Source organism: Devosia ginsengisoli, assembly GCF_007859655.1.
Classification (GTDB): domain Bacteria; phylum Pseudomonadota; class Alphaproteobacteria; order Rhizobiales; family Devosiaceae; genus Devosia; species Devosia ginsengisoli.
On record NZ_CP042304.1, the window covers coordinates 1,008,412 to 1,034,222 of the forward strand.

A 25,811-nucleotide genomic window follows, 5' to 3' on the forward strand; every position below is an offset into this window, starting at 1 on the left:
AAAAGTGACTGCGTCACCCTTGGACTGGCGTTTCGGCCATCCCAGATGCAATTATGGATCATCGTCAGCCGAGGGGACCCGATATGGCATCCAAGAGCCGAGCCCGCCTCAATCGCCAGTTCGACCGCCTGCAGCGCCGCATACCCGAATTTGCCGCCCGCTGGCTGGAGCGCATCCGCCGCCCCGAAGCCCGCTGGATCCGCATTCCGCTTGGCCTGCTGCTGGTGCTGGGCGGCATTTTCAGCTTCCTGCCGGTGCTCGGCATCTGGATGCTGCCGCTCGGCCTGCTGCTGCTGGCGCTGGATCTGGTGTTCCTGCAGGGGCCGGTCAACAGCACCGTCGTCAGGGGCACCCGCAAATGGTCCACCTGGAGCCGCGCCCGCCGCGATAAGAAGGCGGCGGGGAACAAGTCAAACTAGCGCGGGTTCAGTGGCCTTCTGCGCCTCGATCAGGTCGATGGCCGCAGCCAGCTTCTCATCGATGATATGCAGGTATTGCCGCCAGTCATCGACATGGCTGAGTTCCTCGGCGCCGTCGGAAATACCGCGCAGGGCCAGCAGCGGCACGCCAAAGGCCTGGCAGGCGCGCAGCACGGCATAGGTTTCCATATCCACCATTTCGGCCGCGATGCCGTCATAGGCGCCGCCTGAGACGACATTGGCACCGGTCGACAGCGTGGCCGTGGGCAGGCCGGCAATGGTGCGCAGGGGCAAGATGGGTGGCAGGTCGAGCAGGGGCGTCTGGCCCTTGGGGAAGCCTAGGGCGGAGGCATCCATGTCCCGATAGGAGACGCTGCTGGCCTGGTAGAGCCCGCATTGCTCCAGCACGCGCGAACCGGCCGAGCCGAGCGAGACGACCAGCTCGGGCAGGGCGCCGGCATGGCGCGCATCGGCCAGCGCACGCGTGACGGCAACAGCCGCTTCCACGGGGCCGATGCCCGATATCAAAGGGGTGATGCGCGACCGCAGATGCGGTCCATATTCGGCCTCGACGGCCATGACATAAAGGATGCTCATGGCCGCGGACCCTAGCATGACGCCCCCGCCTGCCAAGCCGTTTCGTTACCAGTTCCGTAACGCAGTCTTGGTAATCTGACGCAGTGGAGTAACCATCAGGGGACTGAAGTGCGTTTCGCGGAGATCGAGGAAAGCAGGGAATGGACGGAGCCGGTACGGCTCGTGATCAAGCCTGTACCGGCGGCCGTTCTCGTCGAGGATGTCGAAGCCGAGGCCCGACGCCGCCTGCGCGCCTGCCATATCCAGGAATGGCGCACCCGCGAATTCATCACCGGGCGGCCGATGCCGCACGAAATCCGGCATTTTGCCCTGCAGGTGGAATTTGCCGCCAATGCCATATCCCAGCTCTCGCCGATCCCCGACGATTACGACAGCGACGTCTACTGGCCCAAGTTCTGGGCCTAGTCGCGGTTGCCCTATTGCGACAGCGCCTTGGCGACGACTTTGAGAAAGGCCAGCTGGCCACTCGGCGAGCCATAGACCATTTCCATCTCGAACGGCACGATATGGCCATTCCTGACGACGTCGAGCTGCGCCCATACCGGGTTCCGGGCGGCGTCCGCCATCCTCTCCTCATGCTCGGTCATGCCGGTCTCGCCGACGCCGACCGTGGTGAAGATATAGTCGATGCCAGCGAGTTCGCCGGCCTGCTCGGCGCCCAATGAGACACCATTGCCGCCATCGGCCAGGGCGCCCTCATAGATGGTCAGTCCAAGATCGCGGAATACGGTGCATTCGACGCCCGCATAACAGCTGGCATTGAAACTGCCGTCCCAATAGCTCAGCGGCGCGACGACGGCCCCCGCATTGTCACCGATGGCGGCTTTGACCTCGGCGAGCCGTGACTCGTAGATGTCCAGCCAGGCATCGTAGCGGTCCAGGCGTCCAAGCGCTTCGGCCGTTTCCCTGAAATGCGCCTGCCAGGAGCGGCCGTCGAAGGCATTCACACTATAGGTCGGCGCGATCTGCGGCAGCCGCTCGTTGACCGCCTCGTCATAGCCTAGACCATTGAGGATGAAGTCGGGTTCGGCGCGCAGGATTTGCTCGTAACTGTATTCGGGATAGTTGCCGAAAGTGGTTATCCCCTTGAGCGGCTCCGGCGGGAAGAAGCAGGGGAAGGTCTGGTAGCCACTGTCGCCGCGGATCGGCTGGCTGTTGGTCAGCGGGTAGCCGAGCCAGATCAGGATATCGACATCGGTCGTATACATCCCGAGCGCCGCACCGGGCGCGGTGGGCAGCTCGACGTCGCCGAATTCGGAGACGACCGTGGTGCTGCCTTCGGCGGCCGCTATCGGCGCAAGCGCGGGGAAGGCAGGCGCCGAATAGTCGCCACACTGGGCGGAGCCGGTTTCAACTGCGCCCGCCGCCATCGGTGACAGGCAAAGAGCGACCGAACCGACCAAGGCGAGCACCGGGCGGACGTGCGAAGCGACGAACATGAGAAGCCTTTCGTATAAAGATGAGTATTGTACTCACCTTAAACCGATCAGGCAATTTCCGGCAATCCGATTGTCGGATTGACCCGGTCCGGCGCGTCCTCGAGCGACGAGGTCTGCTGACACGAACTGTCGGCGCGACGCGTCATGGATTGAACTAATTTCGATTGCCAATAAGTTGGGCCGCCCGAGGAGCCACAATGACCAAGCCATTCCATCTGATACTGGCCAACAACCTTGTGGCCAACATCACCAATTTCACCGTCTGGTTCGCGCTGACCTTCTGGGTCTTCATCGAAACCCGCTCGGTTTTTGCCACCGGCATGATTGCCGGCGTCTATCTGGTATTCACCGCCGGCTTCGGCTTCTGGCTAGGCAGCATCGTCGATCACAATCCCAAGAAGCTGGCCATGATGGGGTCGAGCGTCGTCTCCTTCGCCTTCTACGGGCTGTCGCTGGTCATGCTGCTGCTCGAGCCGGAGGGCGCCTTTACCGACCCTTACGGCTGGTATCTCTGGGGCTTCGTGTTCCTGGTCATGCTGGGCGTCATCGCCGGCAATATCCGCAGCATCGCCCTGCCGACGCTGGTGACGATCCTGATCCCCGAGGACGAGCGCGACAAGGCCAATGGCCTGGTCGGCATGGTGAGTGGCATCGGCTTCCTCACCACCTCTGTCATATCGGGGTTCCTGGTGGCCTGGGGCGGCATGTTCGCGACCGTACTGCTGGCCCTGGCGCTGACGCTGCTGGCCTTCCTGCACCTTCATTTCGTGCATATTGACGAGGGCAGGACCGAGGCCGTGCCGGGCGAGCCGGCCGCGCCGAAGACGGTGGACATCAAGGGCACGATAAGCGTCATCGCCGCGGTGCCCGGCCTGTTCGCGCTGATCTTCTTTGCCACCTTCAACAATTTCCTCGGCGGCGTCTTCATGGCTCTGCTCGACGCCTATGGATTGTCGCTGGTGTCGGTGGAAGTCTGGGGCCTGCTGTTCGGCGTGCTGTCGACGGCCTTCATCGTCAGCGGCATCATCATTTCGCGGACCGGCCTGGGCAAGAATCCGCTCAAGACGCTGCTCATGGTCAATGTCATCACCTGGTCGGTGTGCTGCGTCTTCACGCTGCAATCTTCGATCTGGCTGCTGGCGGGCGGTATGTTCGTGTGGATGCTGCTGGGGCCCTATGCCGAGGCGGCCGAGCATACCACGCTGCAGAAAGTGGTGCCGCTGGAACGGCAGGGCCGCGTTTTCGGTTTTGCCCAGTCCATCGAGCAGTCGGCCTCGCCGCTGACCGCCTTCCTGATCGGCCCACTGACCCAGTTCTACTTCATTCCGCTGATGACCGATGGCGCCGGCGCCGACGCCATCGGCAGCTGGTTCGGCACCGGGCCGGAGCGCGGCATTGCCCTGGTGTTCACGCTGGCCGGCGTCTTCGGCGTGCTGGTGACCATCCTGGCGTTCAACTCGCCGCAATACCGCCAGCTCTCGGCCTTCTACGCCAGAAGCCGTGATGATGACGACGCGGCCGGCGGTGCGCCGGCCGCCAGCCCCGCCTAGGCGGGTTGCAACTGGCCTTCCTGCGGTGCGGATGGCCGTGGGAAGGTCAGCGCCACCAGTGCCGCGGCCAGGCCAATGGCGGCCGAGCTGATATAGAGCCACTGGTAATCGCCGAACGTATCGAAGATCCAGCCGCCACCCACCGGGCCGAAGGCCATGCCGATGCTCGACGTCATGGTGATGCCGCCCAGCACAGTGCCCATGACATGGGCCGGGAAATAGTCGCGCGCCAGCACGGCGTAGAGCGGCATGACCCCGCCATAGGCCAGGCCCAACACCACGGCCAGCATGTAGAACTGGGTCAGCTCGCCGATATAGATATAGGTGTAGATGCCCACGGCCTGCAGCACGAGACCGCCGATAATGACGCGCTTGACGCCCAGCCGGTCGGCCAGCACACCGAAGATCAGCCGGCCGAACAGGCCCGCCACGCCTTCCACGCTATAGATGCTGGCCGCAGCCAGCGCCGAGGCGCCACACAGCATGGCATAGCTCACCGTGTGGAAGATCGGGCCCGAATGGGCGGCGCAGCACAGGAAGAACACGCCGGCCAGCACGATGAATTGCGGCTTGCGGAACACGCTGGCAATGGACGGGCGCTCGGCCGGCACTGCCGCGGTGCCATCGGCAGCGGGCGCTTCCCCAGCACTGGCCGGCGGCCGGCGGATCAGCATGGCGGTCGGCAGGATCAGTACCGTGGCCACCAGAGCCGTGGTCATCATGGCATTGCGCCAGCCCATCTGTTCGATCAGCACGGTAGCCAGCGGCGTGATCACCATGGGGGCGACGCCGCCGCCGAGCGAAACCAGCGAGACGGCCAGGCTGCGATGCTTGTCGAACCAGCCGATGACCGTGGCCATCAGCGGCGCGAAAAAGGCGCCACCCGAGGCGCCGACCAGCCCGCCATAGGCGATCTGGAACACCAGCAGGTCATTGGCCCGGCTGGCGATGAACAGGCCAAGGCCCAGCGTCACCGCAGCGATCAACACCACTGGCCGGGCGCCGATGCGGTCGGTCAGGGTCCCCCACAAGAAGCCGGCCACGCCCATGACGATGAAGCCGATGGTCATCGCGCCGGAAATGCCGGCCCGTGACCAGCCGGTCTCGTCGGCCATCGGTTGCAGGTAAACCGGCAGGGCGAACATCGCGCCCATTGCCAGACAGGTGATCAGCGCACCCGCGCCGACGATGACCCAGCCGTAATTCCGTTCCATTTTGCGTATCCCTCGCGCAGCATTCTATCTGCTAGACGAATGGAGGGCAGCCGGCACGACACGGTTCGCAAGTTTATTTTGCGACCGGCTGATTGCGCAGGTTTACCCCGGCAGCGGTTTACATCTGAGCCTCAGTCCCTACATTGAACCTTCGCTGTCGCGCGCCGAATGCGCGGCCTCACTGGAAGGGCGTCGAGCAATCCGCCCGCATTCACAGAAGGAAACAGCCATGACGGAAGCCAAGATGGGCGACGTCGTCCGCATCAATTATACTGGACGCCTGACCAACGGAACGCAGTTCGATTCCTCTGCTGGCAAGGAGCCGCTGGAATTCACCATCGGCCTGGGCCAGGTGATCAAGGGCCTTGAAGCCCATGTCGCAGGCATGGAGCCGGGCAACAAGAGCACCGTGACCATTCCCTGCGCCGAGGCCTATGGCCCGCACCGCGCCGAAGCCATCCAGACGCTGGACCGCGCCAAGGTGCCCTCGGGCATCGATGTACGCCCCGGCACGCAACTCCAGGCCCGCACCGCCGATGGCGGCGTGCTGCCGATCACCGTGGTCGAGGTGGACGAGCAAAGCGTCAAGGTCGATGCCAACCACCCGCTGGCCGGGCAGGACCTGGTGTTCGACGTCGAACTGGTCGAGATCGTCCAGGCCGCCTGACGGCGTCGGGACTGGCGGGGGCAGGCTTTTCGGCCAGGCCGATTTGCGCTGCCCCGCCCGGCGGCCTATGCCCGCAGCAGCGCCCGATCGGGCGGAGCGAGTCGGAGACCACACGTGAGCGTCGCCTTCACCAAGGAAGACAGTGCCGAGACCGCCTCGGAAACCATGCTGCCGGACCGTCCCATTCCTGACGGCCCCAACCTGGTGACCGCGGCCGGCTTTGCTACGCTGGAGCGCCAACTGGCCGAAGCCCGCGCCGCCTATGAAGCCGCCATGGCCATGGACGACATCAACGAAAAACGCCGCCAGGCTGCCAATCCCTTTCCGCGACCTGCGCTATTTCACCGAACGGCTGCGCACCGCCCAGGTGGTGCCGGCGCCGGAGAACAACGCCGTGGTGGCCTTTGGCAGCACGGTGACCTTCGAACGCGACGACGGCCGCGTGCAGACCTATCGCATCGTCGGCGAGGACGAGGCCGACCCCAAGGCGGGGACGCTGTCCTTTGCCTCGCCCATGGCGCGGGCGCTGCTGGGCAAGGGCGTGGGAGATGACGCCAGCGTGGGCGGGCGCGCGGTGGAGATCGTGACGATCGGCTAGATCTCACCCCGCCCGCGCATCCGTCCGCTATTTCAACGGCAGGAACAGTTCCAGCACGACTTCATGCGCCTCGACATTGGGGATGAGGGCGAGCTGGCGCCGGCTATACATCGGGAAGTCGCGCGCCTCCTCGCCACTGGCCGGAAGCCAATCGCGATAGAGATAGAGCGCGGCCGGTTCCAGATTGGTGGTATTGCCGGGATAGCGCAGCACCGCGCAGCGCCCGCCGGGGATCACCCCGGGCTTTATCGGCGCATCATCGGGCTCGACCGGCAGGTCGGTGCCGATACACAGGTCCATGCTGTAGTCGGCCGGAACGGCGGGCATCCGTTCCGAGCGGAAGATCATGAAGGTGGGGTTGGTCTCGGGCGACAGGCCGGCCGCCTTGCGCCAGGCGGTAAAGCGCCGCCTTGTGTCGGGGATTGTCGACCGGTCGCCCCGATGCTCCAGGATCGCCACAGGCGTCGGCGGCACGTCGCGGATGGTCACGTCGTCTTGGTCAAAGATAATCTGCATGAGCTTGTTTCTCGCATTGTCCAGAGGCCCGAAGGCGGTCAGCCACGGCTCCCAATCGGGAGATTTCCGGAACGCGGAGGGCGATTGCCCCAGCCTTTGCCGAAAGGCGCGGGCGAAGGCATCGGGCGCATCGTAACCGGCATCCATCGCGATATCGGTGACGCTTTGGGCGCCCCTGACGGCCAGCCGGTGCGAAGCCCGCTTCATGCGGGCAAGCTGGACATAGCGATGCACGGACAACTCGAAAGTCGCCGTGAACTGCCGGTGGAAATGGAATTTCGAAAAGGCGGCGACCTTGCTGACCGTTTCCAGGTCCAGATCGCCATCGAGATGCTGGTCGATATAGTCCAGCACCCGCTGCATCCGGGCATGGTAGTTTTCAAGCGGTGCCGTCATCATCGGTTCCTTCGTGGCGCCCTCATCTAGCCGCCCAGCACCATACCGCGCTCGACCGATCTTGCGGTTTCTGTCGTTGCGAGCCCGGAGGGTACAGGCGGTAGCAGCGACGGCAACCTTGCAGAATATGTTTCTCTGGGTGCTGGGGGAAGCGGGGTTTTCATGCCCGGCACAAAGACGTCCTGCAATATGGAGAGCAATTCGCCGCGGCGTCGGCAAAAAAGAGGCGGGCAACGGCAATAAGTTGTTTACCTGCAGAAAATCTTGGCGCAAAAAACGGGTGCGAGGTGGCAGTTTTGCCGCTTTTTTGCATGCGCTTGGGGAGTTAGCGTCTCATCGTCAGCGGCGCGGGGGGCATCGTGATGAAGCAGGCAACGGCAGCGAACCGCCCGCACGACCTTCCGGGCCGCTACCGCCCCGCGCTGGCGCCCTTGCTGTTCCTGCTGGTCGCCTTCGCCACGTTGGCCGGCATGGCCGCGCCGGTTTATGCGCAAACGATCTCCATCAGCGATATCAGTCAAAGCGAAGGCGATTCCGGCACCACGTACTTCGAGTTCAGAGTGACGTATAATGGGCCGCCTCTGGCAAGCGACGTGACATTCGGTCTTGATACAAGCTCCGGCACGGCGACGGAGGACGTCGACTATGAGGCTTTCCACATACCGCCCGTTCTTACTATGGGAAGCCCATCGGACGGGTCATATTTCCCCTTCTCCGTAAGCGTGACCGCCGACACGACGTACGAGCCCGACGAATTTTTCTATATCAACATCACTGGCGCAACCGGCGCGGCGGTGCTCGACGGCCAAGGGCTGGGGACCATCCTCAACGACGATCCTCCTCCTCCTCTTGTCCAGATCGACCCACCCGATGGCGCGACGCTGATGGCGGGGGTGGTTGGCGTGTCCTATTCCGACACATCCATCCAGGCACAGTTCGGAACCGGCTCCAACGCCTTCTACGCCATCAACATGCCGCCAGGCCTCGGCATCGACATAGTCAGCGGTGCTATCACCGGTACGCCCAGCGCGGCCGGCACGTTTAACCCCACAGTGACGCTCGTCGATACCGGCTATGGCGGTAGCGCCGTCGTCGCGAACTACACCATCACCATTGCCCCCACGCCCGCTATCACGGTGGTTTCACCGGCCTCTGGTTCGACTGCCGGCGGCACTACCATTTCCATCTCCGGCACCGGCCTGACCGGCACGAGCGCGGTAGTGGTCGGCGGCGCGGCAGCAACCGGCATCGCGGTGGTGAGCGATACCCTGGTCACCGCCATCACGCCGGCTCATGCAGCGGGCCCGGCCGATGTGTCGGTGACGACACCGGGCGGCACGACCACGCTGCCTGCTGTCTTCACCTATATTGCGCCCCTTCGCCCCGATCCGACGCAGGACGCCGAGGTGCAGGGCCTTATCAATGCGCAGGCTCAGGCCGCTGAGCGCTTCGCCACGACCCAGATCGATAATTTCAACGATCGGCTGGGCCAGTTGCATGACGAACAGAGCCGGCAGGCGCAGTCGCTCGGCATCCAGATGGGTGTAACGCCGGGCAATGGGGTCGCACCCATGGGCTATGTCGAGCAAGCACCGGTCGACGATCCGGCCGGCCGCGCCATGGGCCTGCCGCCGGCCGGCTCACCCGCGCTGCCCGTCGAACCTCTCTTCAGCGACACGGCCTTCTGGAGCGGCGGCTTTATCAATTTCGGCACGACCAGCAGCGGCACGATCGACCTCGGCCATACCCTGGTCGGCGTCAGTGGTGGCGTCGATCACCGGTTCACGCCCGATTTCGTGGCCGGCATCGGCTTCGGCTATGGGCGCGACAGGACCGATATCGGCTCCAACGGCACGACCAGTTCCGGACAGGCCGTGAGCGCGGCTGTCTATGGCAGCTATCACCCGGCGCCATTTTACCTCGACGGCCTGATCGGGATCAGCCGGCTCGATTTCGACAGCACGCGCTATGTGACGGCAACCGGCGGCTTCGCCTATGGCAACCGCGACGGCACACAGCTTTTTGCCTCGCTGTCGGCCGGCTACGAATATCGTCAGGACGGGTTGGTCGTCTCACCCTATGGCCGGCTCGATGCGGCCGTCACGCGGCTCGACGGCTTTGTCGAAACCGGGGCAGGGGCCAACAATCTCGCCTTTGGCGCGCAGGGCTTCGACATGCTGGCCGGCATTGTCGGTGTCAGCGCCCAATATGCCATCCCGATGGAATGGGGCGTGCTCAGCCCGCGGGCGCGGCTGGAATATACCCATGATTTTGCCGGCTCCAGCCAGGCCAGCATCGGTTATGCCGACCTCGGCACCTTGCCCTACACGCTGACGCTCGACGACGTCCTGCACGACTACCTGACCCTCGGTTTCGGCCTCGATGCCCGCTTCGACGCCGACATGACCCTGAGCCTGGACTACCGCACGGGCCTGAGCACCAACGGCAATGGCCGCAACCACACTATCGGCATCCGCCTGAGCGGTGGGTTCTAAGGCGAGACGGCCCGAGGCGCGCTCAGCTCGGGCCGCTTGCTCAGCGGTGCCGCAAGTGCCCGTTTCCGGCGGTGGCGAGGATCGCCTGACCCTGGAAGTGCTGCTTGCCATCAATGTCCTGCTGCGTGAAACTTTCCCTGATAATGCGCTCGATGCCGAGACCGAGGCCCGCCTGCTGGAGGCGCTGAGCGGCGACGAGACCCGATCTGACCGCGTGCATCGCAATGATGTCGGCCAGCAGATCGAGGCGGAGTTTATTGCTGATTGGCTGCAGCAGCGGGGGTGGTAGCGGGCAGGGGACGGGCATGCCGAAACGCCGCCCCGCCTTGCGGCGTCGCGGTGACACGGTGACGGGCGGCCATCGGCCCAAAAAAAGGACGGTCGACAGAGCAGGGCCAATGGCCGTCCGTCACGACACTGGCTTTTCGCGGGGTCCGGTTCAGGCGCAACCAATCTTGCAGGCGCGGCTGCCGAATTTCCCCCGCTGAACAGGCGCCCCCGTTCCACCGGTCCTTCCGCCCGGCCCTGCGTGGGGGCCGCGTGACTGGCGGAGGTGGGGTCAGTATGGCCGGCCCGGGAGCAGGTGGGGATAAGTTTTTAGGGCCGCCCCGATCAGTCCTCGCCATCGAACCAGTCGTCGTCCTCGTCCGGGTCGGGATGGCGCTCCGCGAAGGTCTGCACCGCACCACTGAGGCGCCCGACCAGAATGGCGAAATCGGCATGGGAGATCGGGTGTCCCCGGTCGATCCCACGGAGCCGCGGCATGCCCGGCTCCCGCCGGAACACCCGGTTTGCCCGCGTCACGGTCTCCTTGAGCAGGTTCATCGAATAATCGCCGATGCTGGCGGCCGGCCGCCTGCTCTGCGGCGTGGCGCGCAAGGCGGCCACGTCCTGGCGGAGCCGTTCAAAGGCGTGGCGATGGCGGTGTCCCAGTGGGTGATAGGCTGACATGGCATTGCCTCCCTGAGCAAAAGGCCAGCATAGGGGGCGCGGGGCAGAGGGGGGATAAGTGGGTGGGGGGCTCAGCAGTCCTTGCGAACCACGAGCCAGGTTGAACCAGACATGGTCGAGCCTGCCGTTGAGGCGGCGTGACCGAGGGACTTAAGCCTGGTGGCGATGGCGGTGCCGACTTCATCGGTGCCGAAGACGGAGATGTTCAAAGGACGCCGTTCGCGGGAGTTGGGGAACCGTCGCGCGAGAGGGCGGGAGGCTTGACGGCCGTAGTCTGATTCAGGTGGCTACCCGATTTGGATTTCATGCCGGCGAAGGCCGGGATCAATCTGAATCTTCTCAATAGGACAGGCTCAGTCATGCAGGATGGATTCCGGGAGTCAGCCGATCCACTTCTTGACGGTTGACGCAAAGGTTTAGCTTGGAGCAGTAATAGTTGGTGCTGGACAGTCGGCCGCTTCGCTGTTCAATTTGGCGCCTAGCACGTTGTGGGGAAAAGCAATGGACGTTGTGACCAAAAATTTAGTGGCAACATTTAAAGTTGAAGAACTTTTGCCCGACGATATAGCCGAAGACGTCATCTTTGAGCATTTTGCCAATTACTGCGTAGTTTCCCAGAATTACGGTGAGGAATTTGATGTCGACGACATACATACCGGTGGCGGAAATGACCTCGGACTGGATGGAATCGCGATTCTTGTAAATGGAAACCTCGTTTCGGACGTAAGTGAGGTGGACGACTTAGCCAACCTAAACAAATTTCTCGATGTTGAATTCGTGTTCAATCAAGCAAAGTCCAGCGGAAATTTCGATGGTGCGTCAATATCTAGCCTGTTTTTTGGGCTTAAGGACCTATTTTCTGAGAAGCCAAAACTTCCTCGTAACGATAATTTGCAAGACGCCAATTCAACAATTGACAAAATTTATGCCAAGAGCGCCCTTTTCAAAAAAGGCAACCCAAAGGTAAAAATATATTATGTAACAACTGGCAAATGGGAAAACGACAGCAAACTAAACTCTCGGATCGATATTGAGGTAGAAGGTCTGATGGCCTTAAATATATTCGAGTCTGTTAATTTTTATCCAGTTGACGCGCGAACCATCCAAAATTTATACAAAAGGGCTAAGAACAAACTCTCGAAGTCGGTTCTTTTTAGCGAGAAACTGACGCTGCCTGCACTGGAAGGTATTGACGAATCGTACCTAGGTTATTTGTCGGCTGACGAGTATATCAAGCTTATTACCGACGATGCGGGAACGATAGTTAGAGGATTATTCTACGACAACGTCAGGGATTTTCAGGGCGAGAATCCGGTAAATCATGAGATTGATGAGACGCTTCAATCCGATGGCCGAAATCTCTTCGTCCTACTGAACAATGGCATAACTATCGTCGCAGACTCTCTGAAGAAGACAGGCGATACGTTTACGATTGAAGACTACCAAATCGTGAACGGATGCCAAACGAGCCATGTTCTATACAACAACAAGGATAAGCTTACGGCCGGCGTCAAGATTCCGGTAAAGTTGATTGTCTCTCAGAATAGCGAAGTTAAAAACAAGATAATTAAGGCGACTAACAGGCAAACTCCTGTAAAAACAGAAGAGCTAACCGCTCTCACGGATTTCCAGAAGACGTTAGAAGATTATTACGAGGCCATACAGGGGGACGAAAGGCTTTACTACGAACGACGGTCGCAGCAATTTCGCGCAACTGCGGGCATTGAGAAAATAAAGATCGTCAGCGTCTCAAACCAAATTCGGTCTTTCGCGTCGATGTTTTTAGGTCTCCCGCATCAGGCAAGTCGTTACTATGGGACGCTTCTGAAGGATATCGAGAAGAGCATCTTCGTGAATGGCCAGCCTCCAGCGGCATACTATGCGAGTGCCTTCGCACTGTACCGAATTGAAGCGCTAGTCCGTCGCAAACAGGTCGACCGAAAGTACCGGCCGTTCAGATACCACCTCATTGCGGCGTTTAGAATGATAGTCATGGGTACTAAGATGGACGCCATGAACTCGAATAAATTCGAGCGTGCCTGCAAGCCGCTCATCGACGCCATTTCGGACGACAAAAAGTCACTCGCCGTATTTGAGGATGCCATCGGCATACTCGACGGTCTGCTTGTGGGGGACTACTCAAGAGATAAAGCTAAGGACGCGAATTTGTACGCGAGTTTTGAAAAGCTTATTGCAGCCCGGTGATCGGGCTGCCTAGCCTTTGAAAGAGGCCCTGGATGCAGGCCGCTTACTTCTTTGTCCCATACGGACGTTGATTGGTGGGCTTTAGGGAGACCTTTGCGTCACTTGCCTTGGCTTGAATGGCGTCTTCGGTCCTACCCATCTTGAGGCCAATAATGCGCGTTGGCGTGTTGCCTTTAGCCAACTCCTTCAATTGCTTGACCTGGTCGCCAGTCCAAGGCTTGCCATGATTGGCAGGAGGTTTTGCCATGTTCGTCGCTCCAATGAGCGGTTCCGGGCGCCAAGCCCGGAACCTGCTTAACACGTCCAAAAGTTGACGGCGGCCGATTGAGCGGCTGCTGCCGCTCAATCATCAACCGACATTTTTGCTCAGCTACACCCCGTAGTCGTCCCGCACGTATCGCACTTCAAACACGTGCCGTTCCGCACCATCGTGAAGTTGTGGCACTCGGTGCACTGATCCCCGGTGTACCCCTTCATCTGGGCTTCGGCCCGCAGCAGGCCCGCGTCCTTTGAGGGCGGGGGGGCTGGGGATGGGGCTCAGTTCGGCGGCGGGGAAGGCGGCCGGGGCGAGTTGGGTGTCCTGCTTGAGGGCCGTGGCGGAGCGGAGGGCCGTCACGGTCGAGGTCTGCATGGCCTGGACCGGGTTGACCATCTGGGCATCGCCCGAGACGATCATCAGGTTCTTGTTGGCCACGCGGCCGCGGGTCATGCCGCGGGAGACAAAGCGCTCGGCGGGCACCGGGGCAGGGGCGGACGCCGAAGCGCGCGCACCCTTCTCCTCGGCAACGCCCTTGCCGAGCGAAGTCGGGCTGTCCGGATTGACATGGGCCAGGTCATCCCGGTCGAGATAGGAAACGGCCAGTTCGCGGAACACGTAATCGAGAATGGAGGTCGCATTCTTGATGCGGTCATTGCCCATGACCATGCCAGCCGGCTCGAAGCGGGTGAAGGTGAAGGCCTCCACATATTCGTCCAGCGGCACGCCATATTGCAGGCCGATCGAGATGGCGATGGCGAAATTGTTCATCATGGCCCGGAAGGCGGCGCCTTCCTTGTGCATGTCGATGAAGATCTCGCCCAGCCGTCCATCGGCATATTCGCCGGTATGGACATAGACCTTGTGGCCGCCCACGACTGCCTTCTGGGTATAACCCTTGCGGCGATCGGGCATCTTCTCGCGGGAGCGGATTTCCACTTCGCGCTCGATAATGCGCTCGACGATCTTTTCGGCGATCGCCGGCACGCGGGCATCGGCATTCATGGCGACGAGGCTTTCGACCGCGTCTTCGTCCTCATCCTCGTCGGCCGCGGCCAGGACGGAGGAATTGAGCGGCTGGCTGAGCTTGGAGCCGTCGCGATAGAGCGCATTGGCCTTGAGCGCCAGGCGCCAGGACAGCATATAGGCTTCCTTGGCTTCCTCGACGGTGGCGTCGTTGGGCATGTTGATGGTCTTGGAGATGGCGCCCGAAATGAAGGGCTGCGCCGCCGCCATCATCAGGATGTGGCTCTCGACCGACAGGTAACGCTTGCCGATCTTGCCGCAAGGGGTGGCGCAATCGAAGACGGGCAGGTGCTCTTCGCTGAGATGGGGCGCACCCTCCAGCGTCATGGCGCCCACGACATGCAGGTTGGCGGCCTCGATATCCTTCCTGGAAAAGCCGAGGAACGGCAGCAGCTCGAACGAGAAATCGTTCATCTGCTCGTCGGTGACGCCCAAAGACTTCAGGAAATCAACGCCCAACGTCCACTGGTTGAAGACGAACTTGATGTCGAAGGCCGATGCCATGCCCTTGTTGAGGGCTTCGATCTTGTCGTCGGTGAAGCCCTTGGTGCGCAGGGTCGCCGGATTGACGCCCGGTGCCTGGTTGAGATTGCCATGGCCGACCGCATAGGCCTCCATTTCGGCAATCTGGCTTTCCGAATAGCCCAGGGTACGCAAGGCCGGGGGCACGGCGCGGTTGATGATCTTGAAATAGCCGCCACCGGCGAGCTTCTTGAACTTCACCAGCGCGAAATCGGGCTCGATGCCGGTCGTGTCGCAATCCATCACCAAGCCGATCGTGCCGGTCGGGGCGATCACCGAGACCTGCGCATTGCGATAGCCATGCTGCTCGCCCAGGGCCAGGGCATTGTCCCAGGCGGCCTTGGCGCGTTCGCTGAGGTTGGTGTCGATCAGGTTGGCATGATCGAGCGGCACCGGGTTGATCGAGAGCGCTTCATAGCCCTCGGCATGGCCGTGGGCGGCGTTGCGGTGGTTGCGGATGACGCGCAGCATATGCTTGGCATTGCGCTTGTAATCCTTGAACGGGCCCAGCTCCTTGGCCATTTCGGCCGAGGTGGCATAGGAAACGCCGGTCAGGATGGCGGTGACGGCGCCGGCAATGGCGCGGCCTTCGGCCGAGTCATAGGGAATGCCCGAGGTCATCAGCAACCCGCCGATATTGGCGTAGCCGATGCCCAGCGTACGGTATTCGAACGAGCGCTCGGCAATGGCGCGCGAGGGGAACTGCGCCATCATGACCGAGATTTCGAGCACGATGGTCCAGAGGCGGACGGTGTGCTCATAGGCCGATGTGTTGAACGAGCCGTCGGCATTGCGATAGGGCAGCAGGTTCACCGAGGCCAGGTTGCAGGCCGTATCGTCGAGGAACATGTATTCCGAGCAGGGGTTCGACGCATTGATCGGACCGGCTTCGGGGCTGGTATGCCACTCGTTGATGGTGGTGTGATACTGGATGCCGGGATCGGCCGAGGCCCAGGCGGCATAGCCGACCTGTTCCCACAGATCGCGGGCTTTGAGCGTCTTGGTGACCTTGCCGGACTGGCGGGCTTTGAGCTCCCAGTCGCCATCGCCTTCGACGGCGCGCAGGAATTCGTCGCTCACGCGGACCGAATTGTTGGAATTCTGGCCGGAAACGGTCAGGTACGCCTCGCTGTCCCAATCGGTGTCGTAGACCGGGAATTCGATATCGGTATAGCCCTGCCTGGCGAACTGGATGACGCGGAAGATGTAGTTTTCCGGCACCAGGGCCTTCTTGGCGGCGCGCACTTCGCGCTTGAGGGCCGGGTTCTTGGCCACGTCGAAGCAATCGTCGCCCGAACCTTCGCAGTTCACGGCGGCCTTCATGATGGCCTTGAGATGCTTGGAAACGACCTTGGAACCGGTCACGAGCGCCGCGACCTTCTGCTCTTCCTTGACCTTCCAGTTGATATATTCCTCGATATCGGGGTGATCGATATCGAGCACCACCATCTTGGCGGCGCGGCGGGTCGTGCCGCCCGACTTGATGGCGCCGGCAGCCCGGTCGCCGATCTTGAGGAAGCTCATCAGGCCCGATGACTTGCCGCCGCCCGAGAGCTTTTCGCCCGAGCCGCGCAGGGCGGAAAAGTTGGTGCCGGTGCCCGAGCCATATTTGAACAGGCGCGCCTCGCGGACCCAGAGGTCCATGATGCCGTTTTCGTTCACCAGGTCGTCATTGACCGACTGGATGAAGCAGGCATGGGGCTGCGGGTGCTCATAGGAGCTCTTGGAGCTGACCAGCTTGTGGGTGAAGGGGTCGACATAGAAATGGCCCTGGCCGGGGCCATCGATGCCATAGGCCCAATGCAGGCCGGTATTGAACCACTGGGGAGAGTTCGGGGCAACGCGCTGGGTGGCGAGCATATAGGCGAGTTCGTCGAAGAAGGTGCGCGCATCTTCCTCGCTGTCGAAATAGCCGCCCTTCCAGCCCCAATAGGTCCAGGTGCCGGCGAGGCGGTCAAAGACCTGCCGGGAATCCATTTCCGAGCCGTAGCGCTCGGCCTCGGGGAGCTTGGCCAGCGCCTTTTCGTCGGGAACGGAGCGCCACAGCCAAGAGGGAACGGAGTTCTCCTCGACCTTCTTGAGCACCTTGGCGACGCCGGCCTTGCGGAAATATTTCTGCGCGATGATGTCGGCCGCCACCTGGCTCCAGGCGGCGGGGACGGCGATATCCTCAAGCTTGAAGACCACCGAACCATCGGGATTGCGAATCTCGCTCGTGGCCGAGCGGAATTCGATGGACGCGTAGCGGTCTTCGTTTGCTGTCGTGAACCGGCGTTCAATGCGCATAGTCGTCGTATTCCCCAATGTAACGAGCACACGAGTGCCCGCGAGCCGAAACCCGGCTTCTCACCCAAATCTTTGTTTGACGCTTCACCAACCGAGCCCGGGAGGCGGGCTCGAGAAATCTTGCCTGTCGCCCAGGTCTGGCGCCGGTCTTTTGCCAGCGCTCCTACCCAGGGCCTGCCCGCCACAACAACTGTACCGGACCGTCGAAAACATTCCTCCGATTCAAGGCGCGCGTCAACGCAACAAATCACAAGGTCTAGTGGTGCGGGTCCGGAACAAAACAACCACTAGTAGGGGTAATATGTGAATTGCGGGGACAAACTGCAAGGAAATCACCGGGTTTGGCGCAGCCATTTGAGGCTTTTTCGAAGCTCCTGTCACAGACGAATTTCAGGCCGAGGACTCTCCGCTAAAGCCACGGGATTCCTTGCTGATCGCGCCGCGCTCCTCGTTGTTTACCGGCGGTTTACCATGCCTGCGAAAGGCAGAATCGAGCGGCCGAAAAGCTGTCAAGCGCAGAAATTTTGACGAATTTGCGTCGGGGCCAAATGGACACCAGCGCTTGTGGGTCAGTCTAGCGCCCGCACACCAGAGCGTTGTGCCTGCCAGACCCAGGCAGCCACCGGCAGCATGAGCAGGCCGGCCCAGCCATAGGCGGGCAGAATGCCGACATATTCGGCCAAGAGGCCAAAGCCGAAGGTGATGAGAATGCCGGTGACATTCTGCGCCATGGCCAGAGCCGAGGTGGTGGTGGCCCGGCTGCGGCCCTCGATCAGCCGCTGGAAGCGCGCTTCGGAAAGCACCGTCGCCGGCACCACCAGCAGATAGGCCAGTTCCAGCACCAGAACATAGGCCGGATGCGTGCCGAAGGAGGCGGCGAGCAGCAACAGCCCGCCCGCCAGCGGCAGTGCCCAGGCAAGGGCAGGGTGGCGGGCGAGTCGGTGCGCCAATGTGCTGGCCAGGGCAACGGCGCCCAGGATAGCCGCGCCAACCACCCCGAACAGCCAGATCGGCAGGCCGACGGCCAGATAATAGAGCTGGTCGAATTCTTCGAGCACTTCGAACAGGATAAGGCCCACGGCGATATAGAGGGTCACGAAGCGCAGTTCGGGCAGGGTGCGGAACTCCCGGAACGCAATGCGGAAGTTTTCCATATAGCCCGGCCGCGCCTCTGCTTCCGCCTCGGGCGCCTGGCGTGAGTCGCGCAGGGTGAGCGCCAGCAGGGCGCAGAGCAGCAGTGGTGGAATGGAGAGCCAGACGGTCAGTTCCATGCCATTGGCCGCGGCAACGAAGCCGCCCAGCAGGGTGCCGGCGGCAATGCCCAGCGATTCGGCAGCCGTGGCGCGGCCATTGACCTTGTCATAATCGGCGGTCTGCCCCTCGGCTTCGAGCCGTTCATAGACCAGGGCTTCGCCAGTGCCGCTCATCAGTGCCTGGCCGACGCTCCAGCACAGGAAGCCCAGGCCATAGAGCCAGACATTGCCATCGGCCAGGCCCCAGCAGACGAAGGTGAAGAGCTTGGCGAGCGGCGCCGCGACCAGCAGCCAGCGGCGATCGAAGCGGTCGGACAGGGCGCCCGACGGCAATTCGAGCACGATGGCCGAGAGCGACCAGAAGGCGAGCAGGGCCCCGATCTGGGTGAAGCTCAGCCCCCGGAGCTCGAACAAGGCCGTATAGATAGCGTAGCAAAGGATGAAGTCGAACAGGAACAGATAGGCGTAGTAGCAGCCGAGGAAGCGGCGGAGATTCATGATGCCCCGTCAAGAGTTTGCGCCAGAAGGTTCGCGAGCCGCTCCCGCATGGCGGGGTCGGATGGCGCCTGGTTGCCGTTGAAGACCATGCCGTGCTCCGAGATGAAATCGAGCAGGAACGCCGCGACATAGAAGGCGAAGACGTCGTCGTCCAGCAGGCCCATGCGCTGCAGCCACGGCTGCACATAATCCAGCGGACCGGCGCCAAAGGTGAGCAGCGCCGCCCTGGTCAGCGCCGCGGCATAGCGCGGATCGCCGAAACACAGATCGTCCACATCCACGATGCCGGAAAAGTCGCCGGTCTCGGTGACAATCACATTCTTGGTGGTCGTATCATGCAGGAACGGCACCGGCAGCATGGCGTCGAGCGCAAGGCGATGCATCGCCAACCGCGCCAGCACGCCCTCGGCTATGGTGATCGGGAACAGCCCGTTATCGGCGATGCGGCGCAGCGAGCGCTCGATATGAGCCGCGACGACGTCGCCCCAATTCCGGTGTGGCGCAACTTCGGGGCGTGCGGCATAGCCGAAGCCTTTGCCCAACCCAAGCCGCGCCGTGGCCATCTGCGCGTCGGCGACGGCATGGGCGATCGCGGTGAGCCTGTTGGCCGGCAGACCCGCCATCACATGACCGAGATCGGTGCCATCCAGCCGGGTCATGATGACAAACGGCAGCTTCTCCGCGGTGCCATCGACCAGAATCCGGGGCAGGGGCACGCCAAGCGGCGCCAGCCGCCCCCAGAGCGCCAGGCTTTCGGCGAGGGCCGTGGCCTGGCTGGGGCGACCGATACGGACTACGACATTCTCCGCGCCCTGCCGCACATCATAGACGAAGAAGGCGATGCCGGTGGTAAAGCGCCGAATATCGGGCATAGGCCAGCCCAGCCGCTCGCGCACGATTTTCGCGGCAATATCAGCCGTGGGAATCGGCTCATCGACTGGGTTCTGGCCTGACATGGCGGCATCTGACCCCAGCAGCGCCGCGATGTCGAGCCAGGCCGCCAATTCGGCCTAGGCTCCGCCCGCCACCCATGTTACACCGCCTCAACTCGCATATCTCGACGGCGGAATCGACACGTGGCCCAATCCGGTATCAAGCAGTTCCTGACTGAAATCTTCTCCTGGTGGAGCGGCCAGACCTGGGGCACGCGACTGTGGATCTGGCGCTTCGGCGACTATGTCGGCAGCGACGAATTCGGCAACAAATACTACCAGGACCGCAAGGCCGACCGGCGCTACGTGACCTATGGCGGCGGCTATGCCGACGCATCGGCCATCCCGCCCGGCTGGCATGGCTGGATGCATCACCGCACCGATGTAGTGCCCACCGATGCAAAATACGCTGCCCGCGCCTGGGAAAAGCCGCATGAGCCCAACCTGACCGGCACGGCCGCTGCCTATCGCCCCGATGGGAGCCTGCTCAACAAGGGCGAGCGCCCGCGCGTCACCGGTGATTACAACGCCTGGTCGCCCGAATAAGGGCGCCGGCGCCTTGCGACCCGGCCGGCATATCCTGACCTTCGCCAAGGCGCTGGTTCCCCTGTTGGGGCTGGCGCTTGCTGCGCCTGCCGCGGCGCAGCCTATCGCCAATCCGGTGGCGACCTTCGCCGGCCTCGACAAGATCACCGGCCGCATCACCCGCTTCGATGTCTATATCGACGAAACCGTGCTGTTCGGCGCGCTCGAGATCACCCCGCGCGCCTGCTACAACCGCCCTTCGACCGAGACGCAGCGGGTCTCGGCCTTCCTCGAAGTCGACCAGCGCAGCCTGACCGGCGTATCCAAGCGCATCTTCACCGGCTGGATGTTTGCCGATAGCCCTGCGCTCAATGCCGTAGACCACGCCATCTATGATGTGTGGCTGATCGCGTGCAAAACCAGCACCGATGTGCCGCCGCCCGACGCACGATAAATTCTGCACCACCTTGTCGGCCTGTCGCCGTCCCGCCCGTCCTTGACCTCGGGATAATGCCGAGGAGGGGGACCCATGTTGCTCAAGGACAGGACCGCTGTGGTCTATGGCGGCAGCGGCGCTGTGGGTGGCGCCGTGGCCAAGGCCTTTGCCCGCGAAGGCGCCCGCGTCTTCCTCGCCGCGCGCGGCAGGGACGGACTGGAGGCCGTGGCCGACGCTATCCGCCGCGCCGGCGGACGAGCCGATGTCGCGCCGGTCGACGCGACCGACAAGGCGGTGGTGACAGAACATCTGGCGGCCATCGTCGCCGAGGCCGGACCGGTCAAGGTCATGTTCAACGGCGTGTCGTGGGACGATACCCAGGGGCAATTGCTGGCCGACATGGAGTTGGAGCGCATGCTGGCGCCGGTGCGCAGCGGGCTGACCACATGGTTTCATAGCGGCACGGCCCTCGCCCGGCATATGGGCGAAAATGGCGGCGGGGTGATCCTGGGCATCACCGCCAATGTGGCGCGCTGGCCGGAGCCCTATGTCGGCGGATTCGGCATCGCCTGCGCGGCCGTGGAAAATTATCTGCGCCAGCTGGGCATGGAGAACGAGCCGCAAGGGGTGCGCGTCTGCTGGGTGCGGTCGCCCGGCTCGCCTGATGCGCCGGGCGTGCGCGAAGCCTGGCAATTGCGCGCCAATGAATTGGGCGTCAGTTTCGACGAGATACACCGCGAATTTGCCAAGGACACCCCGCTGCGCCGGGTCACCGCTTTGGCCCAGGTGGCCGATGCGGCGGTGCTGCTGGCCAGCGACCTCGCCGCCGGCATGACGGCGACAATGGCCAATGCCACCGGCGGCGCCCAGGTCGATTAGTTCAAGAAGGAGACGATGATGCTGACTCTGCCGGAAAATATCGAGCGCCAGCCGCAGGCTTACGCCTATGTCAATTTCACCGTGCGGATGAACCAGATGCAGCAGCCCGCTCAGGAGGGGTTTCCGCTGCTGTTCGGCTATCTGGCCGAACAGGGCATCGAGCCGGTCGGCGCGGCTTTCTACAATTATCGCCGCATCGACATGGCCGATACGCTGGATGTCGAGGCGGGTATTGCGGTGAGCCGGGCAGGGCCGGACAGCGACCGCGTCAAGTTCGGCACGCTGCCGGGTGGCCGTTTCGTCACCCTGAAATGGCACGGCCACCCCGACAAGCTCAAACCAGTAACCGGTATGCTGATCGGCTGGCTAAGGCTGACCCAACAGCCGCTGGACATGGAAGAAAAGGCCAATGGCGATCATTTTGCCTGTCGCCTCGAAATCTACGAGACCGATCCGGCAGAGGAGCCCGATATGGACAAGTGGGTGACCGAACTGGCCTTCAAGCTCAAGGACTGAGCTGGTCCCAGGCAGACCAGTCGCCGCGCACCAGGAGCGCTTCGGCCAGGCGCTCCTCATAATGCTCGCGCGGGATTTCCACCCCGCCGAGCGAGGCCAGATGCGGCGTCACGAATTGCGTATCGAGCAAGACGAAGCCGCCGGCCTTGAGCCGCTCCACCAGATGCGCCATGGCCATCTTGCTGGCATTGGTCTTGCGGTGGAACATGGATTCCCCGAAAAACGCCCCGCCAATGGCCAGCCCATAGAGCCCGCCGACCAGCGCGTCGCCGTCCCAGACTTCCACCGTATGCACCACGCCGCGCCGGAACAGCTCGCCATAGACCGAGCGGATGGTGCGGTTGATCCAGGTGGATTCGCGGTCCGACCCGACCGTGGCACAGCCCTCGATGACCGCTTCGAAATCCGTATCGACCCGCACCGCAAAGCCCGACTTGCGGATCGCCTTGCGCAGGCTGGTGGAGAGATGAAAGCCATCGAGCGGAATGATGCCCCGCATTTCCGGGCTGACCCAGAACAGGTCCTCATCCCCGGCATCCTCGGCCATGGGGAAAATGCCGGCGCGATACGCCCGCATGATCAGTTCGGGCGTGATTTCGATGTCGAAGGGGTCCTGACGATGGGCCATCAGCAGACCTCATCCTGAGCGCGTCGAAGGACGAGGTGGTGGCACGATACCGCCACGCCCTCGTGGTTCGACAGGCTCACCATGAGGTCTACTGACACAGTCATGGTGAGCCCGATATTCACACCTTGTTCGCGGCCAGGTATTTTTCCAGCCAGTGGATGTCGTAATTGCCGGCCAGGATATCCGGCTCCTTGATCAGGCGCTGGAACAGCGGCAGCGTGGTCTTGATGCCGTCAACCACGAATTCGTCGATGGCGCGGCTGAGCCGCTTGAGGCATTCCTCGCGCGTGCGGCCATAGACGATCAGCTTGCCGATCAGCGAGTCGTAATAGGGCGGGATCTTGTAGCCCTGATAGACCGCCGAATCGACGCGCACGCCGACGCCGCCGGCCGGGTGATAGAAGGTGATCGTGCCGGGCGAGGGCGCGAAGCTCTGCGGGTCCTCGGCATTGATACGCACTTCGATGGCATGGCCATAGAACTGCACGTCCTTCTGCACCATGGACAGCTTTTCGCCCGAGGCGACGCGGATCTGCTCATAGACGATGTCGATGCCGGTAATGCGTTCGGTCACCGGATGCTCCACCTGCAGGCGGGTATTCATCTCGATGAAGTAGAATTCGCCATTCTCGTACAGGAACTCGATCGTGCCGGCGCCCGAATATTTGAGCTTGCGCATGGCGGCGGCGCAAATCTCGCCGATCTTGTCGCGTTCTTCGGGCAGGATGGTCGGCCCACCGGCCTCTTCCCACACCTTCTGGTGGCGGCGCTGCAAGGAACAGTCCCGCACGCCCAGATGGACGGCATTGCCCTTGCCGTCGCCCAGCACCTGCACCTCGATATGGCGCGGCTTGCCGAGGTATTTTTCCATGTAGACGGAGTCATTGCCGAAAGCAGCCTTGGCCTCGGACCGCGCCGTCGACCAGGCAACCAGCACGTCCGCCTCGGTCTGCGCCACCTTCATGCCGCGACCACCGCCACCGGCGGTTGCCTTGATCAGCACGGGATAGCCGATTTCCGCAGCGGTGTTCTTGGCGTCGGCCTCGGTTTCCACCGCGCCTGCAGAACCCGGTACGACGGGAATGCCCAGCTCGACGGCCGTCTTCTTGGCGGTGATCTTGTCGCCCATGATCTCGATATGGTGCGACGAGGGCCCGATAAAGGTCACCTTGTGCTCGGTCAGGATCTTGGCGAAGCGGGCATTCTCGGAGAGGAAGCCATAGCCCGGATGCACGGCATCGGCGCCGGTGATTTCGCAGGCGGCCATGATCGAGGGAATGTTGAGATAGCTGTCCTTGGCCGCGGGCGGGCCGATGCAGACGCTTTCGTCGGCCAGGCGCACATGCATGGCATTGGCGTCGGCGGTGGAATGCACCGCCACGGTCTGGATGCCGAGTTCCTTGCAGGCGCGCAGGATGCGCAGGGCAATTTCGCCTCTGTTGGCGATGAGGACCTTCTGGAACATGGGGTCCCCCTTACTCGATGACGACGAGCGGCTCGCCGTATTCCACCGGCTGGGCATCCTGGACGAGGATGCGCGTGACGGTGCCGGAGCGGTGCGCCGGGATCTGGTTCATCGTCTTCATCGCTTCGATGATGAGGAGCGTCTGCCCCTCGGTCACCTTGGCGCCGACTTCGACGAAGGAGGGCTTGCCCGGCTCGGGCGAGCGATAGGCGGTGCCGACCATGGGGGAGGTCAGGGTGCCGGGATTGGCAGCAAGGTCTTCGGCCGCAGCGGGAGCGGCAGCCGGCACGGAGCCGGCAGGCGCGAGCGGAGCGGGCGCTGCGGCCTGCGGCGCCAGATATTGCGGCGGCGCGGCATAGGTCACGCCTTCATTGGCGTAGGAGCGGGTGACGCGGACCCGGAAGTCCTCCTGCTCGATCTCGATTTCGGCGAGATTTTCCTTGTTGAGCAGCTCGGCAATAGCCCTGATCAGGTCCTGATCCACTTGCGATGACTTGGTCATTCTTGTCGGTCTCCCGCGCTGGGCGCGTTGATCGTTATTTGAGTTTCTCGGCGAGCGCTAGCAGCGCCAGTCTATACCCGGTGACGCCAAAGCCGCAAATGACGCCAAAGGCCACGGCTGACACGAAAGAGTGGTGCCGCACCGCTTCCCGCTGGTGGATATTGGAGATGTGAACCTCCGCAACCGGCAGCCCCACGCCCTTGAGCGCGTCATGGATGGCCAGCGACGTATGCGACAGCGCGCCCGGATTGATCAGGATGGCATCGGCAGTGCCGCGCGCCTCATGGATCCAGTCGATCAGCACGCCTTCATGATTGGACTGGCGGAAATCCACGCTGAGACCGACTGAATCGCCGGTTGTCGTGCAGAGGGTCTCGATATCCTGCAACGTCGCGGAGCCATAGATATCGGGCTCGCGGGTGCCGAGCAGATTGAGGTTCGGGCCGTTGAGGACGAGAACGCGTTTAGCCATGATTTTTGCCTTTTGCACCGGCCCCTCCGGCCCGCGCAAGCCCGGTTATACGAAATGCACCGAAAAGGCAAAGAAGCCTCTTCTCTTCCCTTCTCCCCTTGCGGGAGAAGGTGCCCGAAGGGCGGATGAGGGGTATCGATCTATCCATCAGCATTGAAGCATGGGCGAGCGCAGGACCCCTCACCCGGTTTTCCGCTGAACGCGGAAAACCATCCTCTCCCGCAAGGGGAGAGGGGAAGGCTCCGAACTCACCCCTCGCACTGCGTCTCGCCACAGGCGCGCATATTGGCGATACGGCTGCGCAACTCGTCCAGCCCGATGGCGCCGGGGATGATTTCGTTGCCGATGATATAGGTCGGCGTGCCCGTGATGTTGAGCGCCCGCGCGATCTCGTAGGAGGTCTGGATGGTCGTGGCCACGGCCTCGGTGCCCATATCGAGCTCCAACGCCACGGGCGACAGCCCCAGATCGGCTGCGGCGGCCAGCGCCACCTTTTTGTCCACCTGGCTGCGGCTGGTGAACAGGGGTTTCGTGGAAGGTCCAGTAATCGACATCGGCATTGCCGACG

Annotated in this window: 24 protein-coding genes and 2 pseudogenes; 12 read left to right on the forward strand and 14 right to left on the reverse strand. The window is 62.5% G+C overall.

Annotation, left to right across the window (positions count from 1 at the left end; all coding sequences use genetic code 11):
* Positions 1-83 precede the first annotated feature (83 nt).
* Positions 84-419, forward strand: a complete 336-nt coding sequence (locus FPZ08_RS04935) for a hypothetical protein (RefSeq protein ID WP_146288950.1) — start codon at positions 84-86, stop codon at positions 417-419.
* On the opposite strand, the gene FPZ08_RS04940 is transcribed toward FPZ08_RS04935, so the two are convergent.
* Positions 411-1,034 (reverse strand): 5'-methylthioadenosine/S-adenosylhomocysteine nucleosidase, encoded by a 624-nt coding sequence (locus FPZ08_RS04940; protein ID WP_146288951.1) that lies wholly within the window; start codon positions 1,032-1,034, stop codon positions 411-413. The genes FPZ08_RS04935 and FPZ08_RS04940 overlap by 9 nt on opposite strands.
* Positions 1,035-1,124: 90 nt before the next feature.
* Here FPZ08_RS04940 and FPZ08_RS04945 point away from each other — a divergent pair, with 90 nt between their 5' ends.
* Positions 1,125-1,421, forward strand: a complete 297-nt coding sequence (locus tag FPZ08_RS04945; RefSeq protein ID WP_146288952.1) for a hypothetical protein — start codon at positions 1,125-1,127, stop codon at positions 1,419-1,421.
* Between the two features lie 11 nt (positions 1,422-1,432).
* Here FPZ08_RS04945 and FPZ08_RS04950 read toward each other — a convergent pair whose 3' ends face one another.
* On the reverse strand, positions 1,433-2,455 hold the full coding sequence (locus tag FPZ08_RS04950; protein WP_146288953.1) for an ABC transporter substrate-binding protein: 1,023 nt from the start codon (positions 2,453-2,455) through the stop codon (positions 1,433-1,435).
* 197 nt (positions 2,456-2,652) lie between these two features.
* On the opposite strand from FPZ08_RS04950, the gene FPZ08_RS04955 reads away from it, so the two are divergent.
* Positions 2,653-4,005 carry an MFS transporter gene (locus FPZ08_RS04955; RefSeq protein ID WP_146288954.1) on the forward strand — a complete coding sequence of 451 codons (1,353 nt, stop codon included), beginning with the start codon at positions 2,653-2,655 and terminating at the stop codon, positions 4,003-4,005.
* Here the strand turns inward: FPZ08_RS04955 and FPZ08_RS04960 are convergent.
* Positions 4,002-5,219 carry an MFS transporter gene (locus tag FPZ08_RS04960; RefSeq protein ID WP_146288955.1) on the reverse strand — a complete coding sequence of 406 codons (1,218 nt, stop codon included), beginning with the start codon at positions 5,217-5,219 and terminating at the stop codon, positions 4,002-4,004. The genes FPZ08_RS04955 and FPZ08_RS04960 overlap by 4 nt on opposite strands.
* 229 nt (positions 5,220-5,448) lie before the next feature.
* Here FPZ08_RS04960 and FPZ08_RS04965 point away from each other — a divergent pair, with 229 nt between their 5' ends.
* A complete protein-coding gene (locus tag FPZ08_RS04965) occupies positions 5,449-5,886 on the forward strand; it encodes an FKBP-type peptidyl-prolyl cis-trans isomerase (RefSeq protein WP_146288956.1) in 438 nt (145 codons plus the stop codon).
* Between the two features lie 114 nt (positions 5,887-6,000).
* Positions 6,001-6,484: pseudogene (greA, locus tag FPZ08_RS04970) on the forward strand (transcription elongation factor GreA).
* A gap of 27 nt (positions 6,485-6,511) precedes the next feature.
* Here the strand turns inward: greA and FPZ08_RS04975 are convergent.
* Positions 6,512-7,396, reverse strand: a complete 885-nt coding sequence (locus tag FPZ08_RS04975; RefSeq protein ID WP_146288957.1) for an AraC family transcriptional regulator — start codon at positions 7,394-7,396, stop codon at positions 6,512-6,514.
* A 362-nt stretch (positions 7,397-7,758) separates the two neighbouring features.
* Here FPZ08_RS04975 and FPZ08_RS04980 point away from each other — a divergent pair, with 362 nt between their 5' ends.
* Both FPZ08_RS04980 and FPZ08_RS04985 read left to right on the forward strand, forming a co-directional pair.
* On the forward strand, positions 7,759-9,891 hold the full coding sequence (locus FPZ08_RS04980) for an autotransporter domain-containing protein (RefSeq protein WP_146288958.1): 2,133 nt from the start codon (positions 7,759-7,761) through the stop codon (positions 9,889-9,891).
* 55 nt (positions 9,892-9,946) lie between these two features.
* Positions 9,947-10,180: a hypothetical protein gene (locus tag FPZ08_RS04985; RefSeq protein ID WP_146288959.1), complete on the forward strand. Its 234-nt coding sequence runs from the start codon at positions 9,947-9,949 to the stop codon at positions 10,178-10,180.
* A 323-nt stretch (positions 10,181-10,503) separates the two neighbouring features.
* Here FPZ08_RS04985 and FPZ08_RS04990 read toward each other — a convergent pair whose 3' ends face one another.
* A complete protein-coding gene (locus tag FPZ08_RS04990) occupies positions 10,504-10,842 on the reverse strand; it encodes a hypothetical protein (RefSeq protein WP_146288960.1) in 339 nt (112 codons plus the stop codon).
* 501 nt (positions 10,843-11,343) lie between these two features.
* Between FPZ08_RS04990 and FPZ08_RS04995 the strand changes: the two genes are divergently transcribed.
* Positions 11,344-13,047 (forward strand): AIPR family protein, encoded by a 1,704-nt coding sequence (locus FPZ08_RS04995; RefSeq protein ID WP_146288961.1) that lies wholly within the window; start codon positions 11,344-11,346, stop codon positions 13,045-13,047.
* A gap of 43 nt (positions 13,048-13,090) precedes the next feature.
* Here FPZ08_RS04995 and FPZ08_RS05000 read toward each other — a convergent pair whose 3' ends face one another.
* The 4 genes and pseudogenes from FPZ08_RS05000 to FPZ08_RS05015 all read right to left on the reverse strand — a co-directional run bounded on the left by FPZ08_RS05000 (position 13,091) and on the right by FPZ08_RS05015 (position 19,892).
* Positions 13,091-13,294, reverse strand: coding sequence for a hypothetical protein (locus tag FPZ08_RS05000; RefSeq protein WP_146288962.1), 204 nt, complete (start codon positions 13,292-13,294; stop codon positions 13,091-13,093).
* A gap of 119 nt (positions 13,295-13,413) precedes the next feature.
* A pseudogene (locus FPZ08_RS05005) lies at positions 13,414-17,137 on the reverse strand (vitamin B12-dependent ribonucleotide reductase).
* 569 nt (positions 17,138-17,706) lie between these two features.
* A complete protein-coding gene (locus FPZ08_RS05010; protein ID WP_146288963.1) occupies positions 17,707-18,888 on the reverse strand; it encodes an MFS transporter in 1,182 nt (393 codons plus the stop codon).
* Complete coding sequence (locus FPZ08_RS05015) at positions 18,885-19,892, reverse strand: phosphotransferase family protein (RefSeq protein WP_146288964.1); 1,008 nt, start codon at positions 19,890-19,892, stop codon at positions 18,885-18,887. The genes FPZ08_RS05010 and FPZ08_RS05015 overlap by 4 nt, the downstream gene beginning before the upstream one ends.
* An 87-nt stretch (positions 19,893-19,979) precedes the next feature.
* Here FPZ08_RS05015 and FPZ08_RS05020 point away from each other — a divergent pair, with 87 nt between their 5' ends.
* The 4 genes from FPZ08_RS05020 (at position 19,980) to FPZ08_RS05035 (ending at position 22,176) form a co-directional block, all read left to right on the forward strand.
* Positions 19,980-20,366, forward strand: a complete 387-nt coding sequence (locus FPZ08_RS05020) for an NADH:ubiquinone oxidoreductase subunit NDUFA12 (RefSeq protein WP_146292947.1) — start codon at positions 19,980-19,982, stop codon at positions 20,364-20,366.
* 34 nt (positions 20,367-20,400) lie between these two features.
* The gene (locus tag FPZ08_RS05025; protein WP_425457593.1) at positions 20,401-20,799 is read left to right on the forward strand and encodes a DUF2155 domain-containing protein; all 399 of its coding nucleotides are present in this window, start codon (positions 20,401-20,403) and stop codon (positions 20,797-20,799) included.
* A 75-nt stretch (positions 20,800-20,874) separates the two neighbouring features.
* Complete coding sequence (locus FPZ08_RS05030; protein ID WP_146288966.1) at positions 20,875-21,660, forward strand: SDR family NAD(P)-dependent oxidoreductase; 786 nt, start codon at positions 20,875-20,877, stop codon at positions 21,658-21,660.
* An 18-nt stretch (positions 21,661-21,678) separates the two neighbouring features.
* Positions 21,679-22,176 (forward strand): GyrI-like domain-containing protein, encoded by a 498-nt coding sequence (locus tag FPZ08_RS05035; protein WP_186767212.1) that lies wholly within the window; start codon positions 21,679-21,681, stop codon positions 22,174-22,176.
* Here the strand turns inward: FPZ08_RS05035 and aat are convergent.
* The 5 genes from aat to FPZ08_RS22975 all read right to left on the reverse strand — a co-directional run bounded on the left by aat (position 22,166) and on the right by FPZ08_RS22975 (position 25,803).
* Positions 22,166-22,804: a leucyl/phenylalanyl-tRNA--protein transferase gene (aat, locus tag FPZ08_RS05040; RefSeq protein ID WP_146288968.1), complete on the reverse strand. Its 639-nt coding sequence runs from the start codon at positions 22,802-22,804 to the stop codon at positions 22,166-22,168. The two genes, FPZ08_RS05035 and aat, sit on opposite strands and share 11 nt — an antisense overlap.
* Before the next feature lie 118 nt (positions 22,805-22,922).
* Positions 22,923-24,269 carry an acetyl-CoA carboxylase biotin carboxylase subunit gene (gene accC / locus FPZ08_RS05045; RefSeq protein ID WP_146288969.1) on the reverse strand — a complete coding sequence of 449 codons (1,347 nt, stop codon included), beginning with the start codon at positions 24,267-24,269 and terminating at the stop codon, positions 22,923-22,925.
* 10 nt (positions 24,270-24,279) lie between these two features.
* On the reverse strand, positions 24,280-24,771 hold the full coding sequence (accB, locus tag FPZ08_RS05050) for an acetyl-CoA carboxylase biotin carboxyl carrier protein (RefSeq protein WP_146288970.1): 492 nt from the start codon (positions 24,769-24,771) through the stop codon (positions 24,280-24,282).
* Positions 24,772-24,805: 34 nt separating this feature from the next.
* Positions 24,806-25,243: a type II 3-dehydroquinate dehydratase gene (gene aroQ / locus FPZ08_RS05055; RefSeq protein WP_146288971.1), complete on the reverse strand. Its 438-nt coding sequence runs from the start codon at positions 25,241-25,243 to the stop codon at positions 24,806-24,808.
* 248 nt (positions 25,244-25,491) lie between these two features.
* On the reverse strand, positions 25,492-25,803 hold the full coding sequence (locus tag FPZ08_RS22975) for a DsbA family protein (protein ID WP_425457594.1): 312 nt from the start codon (positions 25,801-25,803) through the stop codon (positions 25,492-25,494).
* Positions 25,804-25,811: the final 8 nt, after the last annotated feature.